The 13,726-nt window shown below is 60.2% G+C and carries 9 protein-coding genes; 3 read left to right on the plus strand and 6 right to left on the minus strand.

Features of this window, described 5'->3' with window-relative positions:
• Positions 1-39: 39 nt before the first annotated feature.
• Complete coding sequence (gene murB, locus HMCN_RS0114545) at positions 40-1,068, minus strand: UDP-N-acetylmuramate dehydrogenase (RefSeq protein WP_025918066.1); 1,029 nt, start codon at positions 1,066-1,068, stop codon at positions 40-42.
• Positions 1,069-1,202: 134 nt separating this feature from the next.
• Here murB and HMCN_RS0114550 point away from each other — a divergent pair, with 134 nt between their 5' ends.
• Together HMCN_RS0114550 and HMCN_RS0114555 are read left to right on the plus strand one after the other, a co-directional pair.
• Entirely contained in the window at positions 1,203-1,688 is a 486-nt protein-coding gene (locus tag HMCN_RS0114550; protein ID WP_025918067.1) for a YajQ family cyclic di-GMP-binding protein, read from the plus strand.
• 8 nt (positions 1,689-1,696) lie between these two features.
• Complete coding sequence (locus HMCN_RS0114555; protein ID WP_025918068.1) at positions 1,697-2,329, plus strand: TIGR02281 family clan AA aspartic protease; 633 nt, start codon at positions 1,697-1,699, stop codon at positions 2,327-2,329.
• A 159-nt stretch (positions 2,330-2,488) separates the two neighbouring features.
• On the opposite strand, the gene aroG is transcribed toward HMCN_RS0114555, so the two are convergent.
• The 5 genes from aroG to HMCN_RS0114575 form a co-directional block, all read right to left on the minus strand.
• Positions 2,489-3,553, minus strand: a complete 1,065-nt coding sequence (aroG, locus tag HMCN_RS0114560; protein ID WP_025918069.1) for a 3-deoxy-7-phosphoheptulonate synthase AroG — start codon at positions 3,551-3,553, stop codon at positions 2,489-2,491.
• Positions 3,554-3,566: 13 nt separating this feature from the next.
• Entirely contained in the window at positions 3,567-3,752 is a 186-nt protein-coding gene (locus HMCN_RS19440) for a hypothetical protein (protein ID WP_155837586.1), read from the minus strand.
• A 74-nt stretch (positions 3,753-3,826) separates the two neighbouring features.
• A complete protein-coding gene (gene tldD, locus HMCN_RS0114565; RefSeq protein WP_025918070.1) occupies positions 3,827-5,287 on the minus strand; it encodes a metalloprotease TldD in 1,461 nt (486 codons plus the stop codon).
• Between the two features lie 246 nt (positions 5,288-5,533).
• Positions 5,534-6,364, minus strand: a complete 831-nt coding sequence (locus tag HMCN_RS0114570; protein ID WP_035627335.1) for a carbon-nitrogen hydrolase family protein — start codon at positions 6,362-6,364, stop codon at positions 5,534-5,536.
• Between the two features lie 11 nt (positions 6,365-6,375).
• Positions 6,376-10,554 (minus strand): YhdP family protein, encoded by a 4,179-nt coding sequence (locus tag HMCN_RS0114575; RefSeq protein WP_025918072.1) that lies wholly within the window; start codon positions 10,552-10,554, stop codon positions 6,376-6,378.
• A gap of 136 nt (positions 10,555-10,690) precedes the next feature.
• Between HMCN_RS0114575 and glnE the strand changes: the two genes are divergently transcribed.
• Positions 10,691-13,450, plus strand: coding sequence for a bifunctional [glutamate--ammonia ligase]-adenylyl-L-tyrosine phosphorylase/[glutamate--ammonia-ligase] adenylyltransferase (gene glnE / locus HMCN_RS0114585; RefSeq protein ID WP_025918073.1), 2,760 nt, complete (start codon positions 10,691-10,693; stop codon positions 13,448-13,450).
• Positions 13,451-13,726: the final 276 nt, after the last annotated feature.

Here is a 13,726-nt window from a genome sequence, read left to right on the forward strand (position 1 = left end):
TGAAAAAAATACATGCCCTGCCATTTAGTATCTTTGAAGCTAAACATATACTGGTTCCGGCTCCAGTTGTACGCCGAAACGCTCCAGCACATCCTTCTGTATCGCATCGGCCAGTTGCACGATGTCGGCACCGGTGGCATCGCCCCGGTTCACCAGGACCAGCGCCTGTTTTTCATACACACCGGCCGCACCCAGCTTGCGACCTTTCCAGCCGCATTGATCGATCAGCCAGCCGGCGGCAAGCTTGTATTCGAATGCCGACTGCCGGTAACTTACCAGACCGGGAAATCGGTCCAGCAATGCATCGCGCTGCCGGGTTGTCACTATCGGGTTTTTAAAAAAGCTGCCGGCGTTGCCGATGACGGCAGGGTCCGGCAACTTGGCGGTACGAATCGCGATCACCGCCTCGCTTACATCCCGGGCGCAGGGAGCGACCACTCCGCTTTCCGTCAGCTTGCGCGCCACATCCGCGTAGCCGACATTGGCTTGCCATCTCTTAGGCAATGCAAAGGTCACATCCAACACGATGCAGCGGCTCCGCAAATCCTGCTTGAATATGCTGTCCCGGTAGCCGAAGCGGCAATCGGCGTTGTTTAGCATAATAATTTCGCCGCTGTCAAAATCGTAAACGCGCAATCCGTGAATATAATCCCTGGCTTCCACTCCATACGCGCCGATATTTTGAATCGGTGCGGCACCGACGCTGCCGGGAATCAACGAAAGGTTTTCCAGCCCGCCCAGCGCATGGTCCAGCGTCCACAGCACAAGTTGATGCCAATTCTCGCCGGCGGCGGCGCGCACAAAGGTGAACTCATCGTTTTCGGCAACGATTTCAATGCCTTTGATGCCCATGTGCATGACCAAGCCGGGAAAATCCTGCGTCAGCACAATATTGCTGCCACCGCCAAGCACCAGTCGCGGCAATGCCGATAAAATATTGTCGCTGCGAATCGAGGCCAGTACCGCTGACGATGCGACTTCGACATAAGCATAAGCTTGCGCATCCACGCCAAAGGTGTTGTGATGCCGCAATGAAAAATGGTATTGGATAGAGGGGCTGATAGTCATAGCGGAGCGATTATAGTAAAAAGCGGATATGGCAACTTATTTTCCTGTCCGCTAAAATGCGCCATTCACTACAGCGCGATGCAGAATCATAATTCCGATCGCATGCTGTCCGGTCACACATTAAAGGAACAATCATGCCATCGTTTGATGTTGTATCTGAAGCCAATATGGTTGAAGTAAAGAATGCTATCGACCAAGCCAACAAGGAAATCACCACTCGCTTCGACTTCAAGGGCAGCGACGCCCGCCTCGAGCAAAAGGACAGGGATCTGACCGCCTACGCCGACTCGGAATTTCAGCTCAGCCAGGTGCGCGACGTGATGATCAACAAACTGGTCAAGCGCAACGTCGATGTACGTTTTCTGGATGACGGCAAGATTGAGAAAATCGGCGGCGACAAGGTCAAGCAGGTCATCAAGATCAAGAATGGCATCGAGTCCGATGCTGCCAAAAAAATCGTGCGCCTGATCAAGGATAGCAAAATGAAAGTGCAGGCCAGCATTCAGGGCGATGCGGTGCGCATTACCGGCGCCAAGCGCGATGATTTGCAGGCCGCGATGGCGATGCTGCGCAAGGACGTGTCGGACTTGCCGCTGGAATTCAACAACTTCCGCGACTAAAAATCGCCATGCGCCTGCCAATTCTCTTCCTGCCATTGGCTTTGCTGGCTAGCGCCTCGCATGCCGCCGATATCGCTGTGGTCGGCTTGTTTCCGGGCAAGGCGGTGCTGGTGGTTGACGGCGGCACGCCGAAAACCTTTGCAGTCGGCAGCATAGTGACGCCCGGCGTCAAGCTGCTGACGGCCACCGAATCGAGCGCAACCGTGATCGTCAACGACAAAAAACAAACGATTGCGATCGGCCAGCACGTCAACCGCTCCGCGCCCACCGGCCCGACCAGCGTGGTGCTGCAAGCCAATGGCCAGGGGCATTTCATGGTGCAAGGGCAAATCAACGGCGGCGCCATCCAGATGCTGGTCGATACCGGCGCGACCATGATTGCCTTCTCGGAAGCAGATGCGCAGCGACTCGGCATCAATTACAAAGCCGGCCAGCCCGGCCGTGTCAACACCGCCAACGGCAGCGTGCCGGTGTATCGGGTCAAGCTCGATACGGTTAAAGTCGGCAGCATCGAACTGAATCAGGTCGATGCGGTAGTGCAGCAGGCCGGCCTGCCGTTCGCCCTGCTCGGCATGTCTTTTCTGAACCGGATGGAAATGCGCCGCGATGGCGAACACATGACGCTGACCAAAAGGTTTTGAAGCACCTCCAGGACACCGTCCGTATTTCTATAAATACGGGGTATGCAGAAAAACATGGCGCTTACAGCACAAAATAGCGCGAGCATACAGAATACTCCACTATTTCATATATTCAGTACATTCCCCTCAGTCTCGAGAGGAATGTCCTTCATCAGTAACTCAATCGTCTTGTTCGCTCAGTCGACGCGCCTTGACCGCATCGGCCAGGCCATTTAGCACTTGCACGCTTTGCTCCCAACTGATGCAGCCATCGGTGACCGACTGGCCGTAGGTCAGCTCCTTGCCCGGGATCAGGTCTTGACGCCCGGCCACCAGATGCGATTCGATCATGACGCCGACGATGCGCTGGTCGCCCGCCGCAACTTGCTTGGCGATATCGGCGCATACCGGAATCTGATTTTCCGGCTTTTTCGAGCTATTGGCGTGCGACGCATCGATCATCAGGCGTTGCGCCAAACCGCTGGCTGCGATGCCCTTGCAGGCGGCGTCCACGCTGGCCGCGTCGTAATTCGGCGTCTTGCCGCCGCGCAGGATGACATGGCAATCCTCGTTGCCGCCGGTGGCGACGATGGCGGAATGGCCGCCCTTGGTGACCGACAGGAAGTGGTGCGGCTGCGACGCTGCCTTGATGGCATCGACTGCGATTTTGATGTTGCCGTCGGTGCCATTCTTGAAACCGACCGGGCACGACAGGCCAGAAGCCAGTTCGCGATGGACCTGGGATTCGGTGGTGCGGGCGCCGATTGCGCCCCAGCTGATCAGGTCGGCGATGTACTGGGGGCTGATAACATCGAGAAACTCGGTGCCTGCCGGCAAACCCAATTCATTGATTTTAAGCAATAATTCCCGCGCAATGCGCAAGCCGTCGTTGATACGGAAACTGTTATCCATGTACGGGTCGTTGATCAAGCCTTTCCAGCCGACGGTGGTGCGCGGCTTCTCGAAATAGACGCGCATGATGATAACCAGTTCGCCTTTCAGGCGTTCGCACTCCTTGGCCAGCAGATGCGCATATTCCAGCGCAGCCTTGGTGTCGTGAATCGAGCACGGGCCGATCACCACCATGAGGCGGTCGTCCTGGCCGTGCAAGATGCCGTGCAGCGCGGCACGCGCATGCGCCACCGTGGTCGCAGCCTTGGTGGAACAAGCGAATTCGCGGATCAGGTGGGACGGCGGGGTTAGCTCTTTCATTTCTCGTATGCGTAAGTCGTCGGTGCGTGGCATGGTTTTCTCCAGGTTATGAATATCGGGCAGACATAAAAAAACCGCCATCGCTGGCGGTTTTTATGAAATTCGGTTTGGTCTCGCCTATCGTGCTGCTTCTACGTGAACCTTCCGCCTTTCCACCGCCTTGGGCTGGAATAGCTAAAATAAAAGTAAAAGTAAGAATGTGCGAAGCGCATGTTTCGGTCTGTGCGGGCATGAATGGTTCAAATCGAAATTCACTATAACAAGATTATTCGAGACTTGGCAAGCGCTTTCTCGGCAAGCCCGGACTCAGGCGGTGCCGCCGACCGTCAGCTCCTCGATGCGCAAAGTCGGCTGGCCGACCCCGACCGGCACACTCTGGCCTTCCTTGCCGCAGACCCCGACGCCGGGGTCGAGCCGCAAGTCGTTGCCGATCATCGAGACCCGGTTCAGCACGTCAGGACCGTTGCCGATCAGGGTTGCGCCCTTGACCGGATAGGTAATCTTGCCGTTCTCGATCATGTAGGCCTCGCTGGCGGAAAAGACGAACTTGCCGCTGGTGATGTCGACCTGACCGCCGCCGAAATTGACCGCAAACAAGCCGTTCTTGACCGAGGCCAGGATTTCCGCCGGGTCCTTGTCGCCTGCCAGCATGTAGGTGTTGGTCATGCGCGGCATCGGCAGATGGGCGAACGATTCGCGCCGGGCGTTACCGGTCACCGGCATTTTCATCAGGCGGGCGTTCATGGTGTCCTGCAGATAGCCTTTCAGGACGCCGTCCTTGATCAGCGTGGTGCACTGGCTCGGATTGCCTTCGTCATCGATATTGAGCGAGCCGCGCCGGTCGGCGATGGTGCCGTCGTCGACCACGGTCACGCCCCTGGCCGCGACCCGTTCGCCGATGCGGCCGGAAAACGCGCTAGAACCCTTGCGGTTGAAATCGCCTTCCAGGCCGTGGCCGATCGCTTCGTGCAACAAAATACCGGGCCAGCCCGGCGCCAGCACCACGGTCATCGGGCCGGCCGGCGCCGGACGCGCATCCAGATTCACCAGCGCCGCCTTGACTGCATCGGCAGCATATTGCTCCAGGATCTCGTCGCTGAAGTAGCCATAACTGTAGCGTCCGCCGCCGCCGCTGGAGCCCATCTCGCGGCGACCGTTCTGTTCGGCGATCACGGTCACGGAAACCCGCACCAACGGGCGGATGTCGGCCGCCAGCACGCCGTCGCTGCGCACCACCAGCACCACATCGTATTCGCCGGCCAGGCCGGCCATCACCTGCACCACGCGCGGGTCCTTGGCGCGCGCCATGCGCTCCACCCGCTCCAGCAATTTGACCTTTTCGGTAGCGTCGAGCGACGCCAGCGGATCGTTCGGCAGATACAGCGCCCGCCCGCCGACCTGCTGCATCGAGGCTGCCACCTTGACCTTGCCGGCGCCGCGGCGGGCGATGGTGCGGGTGGCCGCTGCCGCTTCCAGCAACGCCCGTTCGGAAATCTCGTCCGAGTAAGCAAAGGCAGTCTTGTCGCCCGCTACCGCGCGCACGCCGACGCCCTGGTCGATCGAGAAGCTGCCGGTCTTGACGATGCCTTCTTCCAGGCTCCAGCCCTCGCTCTTGGTGAACTGGAAATACAGGTCGGCGTAATCGACCTTGTGGGTAAACATTTCGCTCAACGTCTTGATCAGCCTGGATTCATCCAGGCCGAACGGCGTGAGCAGGATGTCGCGGGCGATGGCAAGGCTGCCGAGATTCGGTTCAAACGGTTTCATAATCGGTCGCAATCGCGCCAGGCGCGCAAGTATTGTTGGTTTGGGAGATGGGGCGATTGTAGAGCATCTGGCAGCACCGGGTCGCCGCGAATCGCATCGGCGGCAAACGCCAACCAGCGGCTCGCCCGGAGGTCATCATACGTCATGCATATTACATGGGGTATGCATAAAAACACGGTATTTTTAGCATATATTATAAGCGACAATTAAAAATACAGCGCCATGTATAATATTTTCATAAAAATCCTACAAAACCGGCGCAACGAGCTTGCGGTGGCGCAGTGCCGGCAGGTTTTCGCGCACCTGGGCCAGATTTTGCGGATCGAATTCGCCGATCACCACGCCCTCGCCTTCGGCCAGCACCGCCTTGATCTCGCCCCACGGGTCGATCATCATGCTGTGGCCCCAGGTGCGGCGGCCGTTAGCATGCACGCCGCCCTGCGCTGCGGCCAGCACGTAGCACTGGTTTTCGATCGCCCGCGCGCGCAGCAGGATTTCCCAGTGGGCGCGGCCGGTGGTGTAGGTGAACGCCGCCGGCACCACGATCAGCGCGCACTCCCCCATCGCGCGGTACAGCTCCGGAAAGCGCAGGTCGTAGCAGACCGACAAGCCGACCCGGCCGAACGGCGCGGCGAAGGTCGCAACTTCATGGCCTGGCACGATGGTGCGCGACTCGTCATACGACTCATCGCCTTTGGTGAAGCCGAACAGATGAATTTTGTCGTAATGACACACGCAGTTACCCTGCGGATCAAATACCAGCGTCGTGTTCATCACCTTGCCGGCCTCGGGCGCGATCATCGGCAGCGTGCCGCCGACCAGCCAGATGCGGTGCCGGCGCGCCATGTCGGCCATCGCTTCCTGCAGTGGGCCGCTGCCGGCCGGTTCCGAGTGGGCCAGCTTGTCCGCATCCTGCAGCCCCATGATCGACCAGTACTCGGGCAGCAGCACCAGTTGCGCGCCCTGCTGTGCGGCCTGCTCCACCAGACGCCGCGCGCTAGCGATGTTTTCCGCTGGCTGCGGGGTCGAAATCATTTGCACCGCAGCGATGCGGATTGGAGAAGTGCTTGCTGTCATTTGCTTATGCCTCATTTGTTGGGGGCGCCGACGCTGGTCTTTGCCTTATTCTCGATTTTTGTGACGACCGGGTCCTTCCAAGGACCGCTGATCTGGTATTCGTAGGTAAACGCCCGCGCCAGCGGTTCGCGCAAGAACAGTTGCGCCAAGAAGGTGCCCAGCCCGATGACCGGATTGACCGCCAGTGCGTACACCACCGAGGCAGCGCCGGCGTTGATTTCCGGGATCACCGCGACATGCAGGTTTTGCGACTCCCGGGCGATATCGGCGCTGCCGTCGATCAGCACCGCCGCACTGACGCTGCGCATCTTGAAGTTATCGGTTCTGGCCACGCCGCGCTCGATGGCGGCGCTGGCGGTGACGCCGTCAAACGAAAACCCTTCGGAAAAAATATCGCGAAAATCCAGCGTCAGCCGGCGCGGCAGCGACTGCATGCTGAGTACGCCCAGCAGCTTTGCCGCGCCCGGATCGACCTTCAGGAATTGGCCGTTCGCCATATCCAGATGAATCTGGCCGCTCAAGCTGGGAATATCCAGCGCAAACGGCAGGCCGGTCCAGTTGATGTCGCCATCGAGCTTACCCTTGCCGCCGCGCAAGACATCGGGATAGCCGAAGCGCCGCAGCAGCTTGCCGGCATCCACCACATCCAGCGCATACGTCATATCCGTCTTGCTCTGGCCGTCCCGGATGATCCATTTGCCGGCAGCAGTCATGCCGGCATCTTCATTGACAATCTTCAGTCGGTTGATGCGCCATTCACGCACCCCTTGGCTTTTGACGTTGTTGGCCACCACCTCGAGCCGTCCCAGTTTCCTGTTAAAAAGCTCGAAATTCTCGGCTACGATATTCAGGCTGGGGATTTGTGTCGGCGTATTCTTGTCATCAAACAGGTTTTCGACATCGGAGGCATCCGATTGCGGAATGGTCAGCGTCGCCAGCCGCGCGCTCACCCGACCCATGGTGCCGGCAGTCGAATCCCAGGTCAGGTAACCGGACGCCTGGGTCGAGTCGATATTGGCCTGCCAGGTATTCTTCTGACGCGAGGCGCCAACCACCACATTGTCAAGCCGTTTGCCCATCACGAACAGGGTTTTGGCATGGGCGGCCATGCTTTCAGGCTCGACGTACTGACTGATACTGAGCGCGTCGCCCGATTGAGCAGGCATAGCGGCATTACCGTCGGCGGCGCCAATCTCATTGCTTACGCGCTGCCATTCGTCCAGGTTCAGGGATTGCAGTTCAACATTGGCAGCCAGCCCGCTATCGGGCAAGGGTGGCGGCACATTGACGCCGATGCCACCGCGCGCAACACGCCACCGGGCGTTTTTTTCCACTGTTTTCTGCCGCAGGTAATGGGCGCCGAACGCACTGCCCAGCGAGACCCTGATCTGGTCGCGCAACAATAAAGGGTCATCCGACGGCAGCGTGCCAAGCTGCAGCTTGAACGGCAGAATGGCGTTCGCAGCCTTTTGCAAGGGCGCCGGAAAACTCAGCGCCAGCCCTTGCAGGCCGGATTCGACCAGCAACTCCAGCTGATGATTTACGACCGTGACAGTGCTGCTGTAGCGGGTGCCGCCATTGATGCGTTGGGTCAGGCTCTGGACTGCCGGGATCGGATACGCTTTGCGCAGGCCGGGCGCCGAAACGCTGCCATCGATCCTGATGCGGATACTGCCATCGGCTTGGGTGCCGCCGGATGCCACCGCCGGCCCGCCCAGCAGGTTGGCGCTGATGCCGTTCAGGTTAAGGCCTTTTTCATTGAATTCCAGCTTGCCTTTGGCTGCCGACAGGTTCGGTATCGCTTCCTGCAGCGAGACATCATTATTGTTCAGCTGCAGCGTGCCGTTGACTTTCGACTCCGGCAGCCGCTCCAGCGGCAAGCGCAGCTTCAGCGCCAGCTTGGCGCTGCCGCCACCTTTGGATTCGGCGGTGAAATCATCGATCCAGCCGGCTACCGGGCTGTTGTTGACATAATCAAAATAGTTTTGCAGCGCGCCGGCCGCATTGCCATCGATTTCCAGTACGCTGTCGTGCGACAGCAGGTCGGCAATTACTACCTTGACGTTCGACAGGTCCGCGCCATGGGTCTTGGCCGCATCGCCGCGAATTTCCATCCGGGTATTCTCGAACACAAAGCTGCCCTGGATCTGCTCGAGCTCCGGCCACAGCGGCGATTTGCCATCCTTGCCGAAAAATCCGGGATCGAAATTCAACCGGCCGTCCCGGATCTTGCCGGCTATGCGAAAGATGCCGGCCGGCGGCGCTGCGGCCTTGCCGCCGGTGGGCTGAACCCGGAACGGCATCTGCGCCAGATCGCCTTTCAGCCGGAGCGTGACCTCATCGGCGCGGCCGCCCTGCAGCGCACCGACCAGCCAGTTGCGCAAATGCGGCGGCGTTTGCGGCGGCAGATAGCGGCCGACTTTTTTCACGTCCGCCCCCGACGCTTGGCCGGTCAAGTCAATCTCGCCCAGCGGTTTGCCGGATTGCGGCGTCAGCGGCATCAGATGCGTGCCCGACAGCGAGGCCACCATGCCGTCCTGCACCAGATCCATTTTATCGATCCGAAACAGTAACTGATCCTTGGCGGGAAAACTCCAGCCGGCCTGCATTTTCAATGCATCGATCGCCACTACGGGTTCCATGAAATAACCCGGCAAGGTCAGCCGCAGCCGGTTGGCGTCGAGCGAAAAACTGCCGCCCTTGTCGCTGGCATTGATCTGGCCGGTCAGATTTTCAAAACCCGGAATCGCCGGCACCGCAGCCTGCGCCGGCGCAGTCGCGTTTTTTGCTTTAGCCTCACGCGCCGGCTGCGCTGCCAGCGACAAGCCGGCGAATTTCCCCTTCACCGCATACGCGGCGATTTCAGGGTAAGTGCCCTGCCATTCGGCGGAAAAATCCCGCAGTTCGCCGCGCGGCGCGAAATCGGCCAGCATCTGCAGTTGCGCCGGCGTCAGAGGCAGCCGCTCGGCGAAATTGGCCACCGCCTGCAAATCCATCCGCTGCGCCTTGACGCTGGTCTGGTCCGGCTTGCCGTTTTTGCCCGGCAGATACGATTCGCTGATGGAAGTCGGCGGCATGTGCAAGCCATCCTCGGTAGTCAGCGAAAAACCGGATACCGAAAACGTGTGGCCGCGCGCACCCGGCACCAGGTGGCCATTGACCGCCGCAGGGTCAAACTCTTCGCGCGCAAAGATGCGGCCGCTGACCTGGGCCAGATTCAAAGGCTGCAAATCCTTGCGCAAACGCGCCGACACATTCGACAGTCTCAGGTCGGCGGTGAAGTCGGCAACTCTGGCCTGATTGAAATTGAGCCAGGCCCGCACCGAACCTGCTCCCTGCATGATCTCGACAGGGTAATCTGCATACGCGCGCCAGGCCGCCATATCCGCATTCGGCAAGTAGGCGAACAACCCGCCCTTCCAGCGCATCACATCTGAAATATTGCGCGAAAAATGCGGGTGGACAAAATCGGCACGCACATCGATCGGTGCCGCCAGCGCCGCCGGCGGCACCGCCTGCAATCCGAACTGGTGGTGCCGGGCCTGATTGCGCAATCTGAAATTCAGATTTGCCAGGATCAGTTCCGGCGCACCGCGCTGCTGATCGTTCCAACGCAGCCGCCCCTGGCGCACCACGATTTCGCGCTGCGCCAGCAGCCAGTTGGCAACGCGGTTATCGGTGCTTTTGCTGGTATCGATAAAAATCCCGCCAACAAACAGGGTGCCATCGGCGGCGCGCCGGATATCCAGATCGGGGCGATTGATTTCCAGCAGAGCCAGCCGCACCCCGCCCGCCGCCACCGACCACCAGGAAAAAGTGGCGGCAATGCTGGGCAGCGACAACGCCTGCCGGCCGTCTTGGTCCAGCAGCACCACGTCGTTGAGCGACAGGTACGGCTGCAAGCCGTTCCAGGATGCGTAGATGCGGGCGATCGTGACCGGCCGGCCGACCATCTGGCTGCTCAGGCGCTCGATGGCGCCCTTGTAATTGTCGATATTCGGCAACACCGCATAGCGCAGGGTCAGAAACAGACCGCAAAAAATGAAATACGCCAGCACCAGCAGCCGCACCAGCCAGCGCAGCGCATGATGCGTCAGCGCATTGAATTTGGCATAGGCCAGACGCGCTGCCCACCAACGCCGGGACAAGCGCGTACGCAGGCCGGGAGGGGATGATTGATCTATGCTCATTAACGGTTATACAAAAGACTCGGCGTAAAATGTTCAGGGTTGCATGATAGCCAAAAACGGCCACTTGTCCGACCCCGATCAGGATTATCTGGTGCCGATGATGATCGGCGAACCGCTTAAATTACTTTAACTTCTTATGACCACATCATTATTAAGTAGTGCCGCAGCGTCCCGATTCTATGCGCGCTGGCAGAATGCCGCCCAGGAGCGCCCGGCCCTGGTCGCCAGTATCGCCCAATTGCCGTTAAACCGAAGCAGCTTTGTGCGTGCGTTACAAAATGAAACATCCGCCGGCCTGCCGCTGTCGCGCGCGATGCGCCGCCTGCGCAATCTGGTGATCGCCATCCTGATCGAGCGCGACCTGAGCGGTGCGGCCGACATGAACGAAGTGGTCGGCACCATCAGCGCGTTCGCCGATTTCGCGGTGCAAACCCATCTGGCAGCGCTGATGGCCGAAATGGTCGCGCTGCATGGCGTCCCGATAGGCGAGGATTCCGGCGCCGAGCAGGAGTTGATCGTGCTCGGCATGGGCAAACTGGGCGGCTTCGAACTCAACGTCTCGTCCGACATCGACCTCATCTTCGTCTATGCGGAGGACGGCGAAACCCGCACCAGCGCGGCGGAGCAGCGCCAGCTCTCGAACCACGAATTCTTTGTCCGGCTGGGCAAGAAACTGATTCATGCGATCGCGGAAATCGAGGAAGACGGCTTCACTTTCCGGGTCGATATGGCGCTGCGGCCGAACGGCAAATCCGGCCCGCTGGCCGCCAGCTTCAACATGGTGGAGGAATATTTCATCGTCCAGGGCCGCGAATGGGAACGCTACGCCTGGGTCAAGGCGCGCGCGCTGACCGGGCGTCCAGCCGACATCGCATTACTGGATAGCATCATCCGCCCGTTCGTGTATCGCCGCTACCTCGACTTCGGCGCGATCGACGCGATCCGCAACATGCACAGCCAGATCCGCGCCGAAGTCATCCGCCAGGAAACCCGCCACCCGGAGCGCAGCAACAACGTCAAGCTGGGGCGCGGCGGCATTCGCGAAATCGAATTCATCGCGCAGGTATTCCAGCTGATCCGCGGCGGGCGCGACCCGGCATTGCGCGACCGCTCGACCCGCAATGTGCTCAGGACACTGGCCGAAAAAGGCATCCTGAGCCAGCAATGCGTGGCGCAGCTGCTGCATGCCAACGAATTCTTGCGCAATCTGGAACACCGGCTGCAATACATCGAGGACGCCCAGACCCACACCCTGCCAGCCAACCCGGCCGACCAGCTAACGGTAGCCAACATGATGGGCATGGCCGACGTGCCCTCGCTGCTGCAGGCGCTGGACGCGCAGCGCCAGCTGGTCGCGGCCCGGTTCGATGCGATTTTCAGCGAAAAGGACGACACTCAGGACGCGGCGGGCGCGCCTGCCGGATCGCCGCCCATCGACTTGCAGATGTTCGCCAACCTGCCGGATGCCGAAAAGGCCGAAGCGATCGAAACCCAGCTGGCCGCAATCGGCTTCGACGACGCCCCGACGGCAGCGCAGCGCCTGCTCGAAACCGGAAAGTCTTCGCGCCTGCAAGCGCTGCCGCTGGACAGCCGCAAGCGATTCCTGGCTCTTATCAATACCGCGCTGCCGTTCATTGCACAAGCCAAAAAAGACCAGCTGGCTACCCTCTCGCGCCTGCTCGACCTGCTGGAAGCGATCGCCCGCCGCTCCGCCTACCTGTCGCTGCTGACCGAATACCCGCCGGCGCTGGAACGCGTGATCCGCATGATGCAGGCCAGCGACTGGGCGGCAAAATACCTGACCCGCCACCCGATCCTGCTGGACGAACTGCTCGATCAAAACGCAGTGCGCACGGCGCCGGCGTGGGCCAATTTCAGCGTCGAACTGCAGCAGCAGCTGGAAGCCGCCACCCTAGGCGGCGAGCCCGACACCGAACTGCAGATGAACATCCTGCGCGACATGCACCATGCGCAACTGTTCCGGCTGCTGGTGCTGGACCTGGAAGGCAATCTCAGCATGGAGCATCTGGCCGATCACTTGTCGCAACTGGCCGACATCATGGTCGCCGCCACCATCCGCGCGGTCTGGAAAACCATTCCGAAACGCCACCTCGAGACCCCGAAATTCGCGGTCATCGCCTACGGCAAGCTGGGCGGCAAGGAACTCGGCTACGCGTCCGACCTCGACGTCATCTTCCTCTACGACGACGACGATCAGGAGGCGCCCGCGCTGTACGCCAAGCTGGCGCAGCGCTTCATCACCTGGATGACGTCCCACACCTCGTCCGGCATCCTGTTCGACATCGACATCGCGCTGCGCCCGGACGGCGGCAGCGGCCTGCTGGTGTCGTCGGTCGCCTCGTTCGAACGCTACCAGAGCGAATCGGCCTGGGTCTGGGAGCACCAGGCGCTGACCCGCGCCCGCTTCTGCGCCGGCGACACCGGCATCGGCGCCCGCTTCGAAGCGGTGCGCGAAAACGTGCTGCGGCAAATCAGAGCCGAAGCCCAGCTCAAGCAAGACATCCTGCAGATGCGCACCAAGCTGCGCGCCGCCCATCCCAACCGCAGCGCACTGTTCGACCTCAAGCACGATGCCGGCGGCATGATCGACATCGAATTCATCGTCCAGTTCCTGGTGCTGCAACACGCGGCCGAACACCCGCAGCTGACCGCCAATTTCGGCAACATCGCACTGCTCAAAACCTGCGGCGCGCTGGGGCTGATCGACCCGGCGCTGGCGGAAGCCGTCGCCAGCGCCTACCGCGACTTCCGCAAGATGCAGCACAACATCCGCCTGCAAGGCAGCGACCGCGCACGAGTGGAGCCGGAAGAAGTCGCCAGCCGGGCCGATGCCGTGAAACGGCTATGGGAAGCGGTGTTCGGGGTTGTCGGCTGAGGCGCACGTTGAGTGGCAGCGATTGCCGGGCTTCGCTGCGACCAACGTAAGCTACCCGTTGTATTTTTTAACAGCGCTTTAAATATATGCAGTAAATGACATATTTATCGATATACCCATTGAATTTTATGGAATTCAGTAATTATTTAGCTCGCTATGAAAGCCCCCTCTCCCGCTTGCGGGAGAGGGCTGGGGAGAGGGCGGCTGCAAAGTCGATGACTTAATTAATCGCTGCACTCTTCGTGGATGCTTTGTCGGGGGTAGCCCGACAGCTAC

This window comes from Herminiimonas sp. CN, from assembly GCF_000622895.1.
Classification (GTDB): Bacteria; Pseudomonadota; Gammaproteobacteria; order Burkholderiales; family Burkholderiaceae_D; genus AVCC01.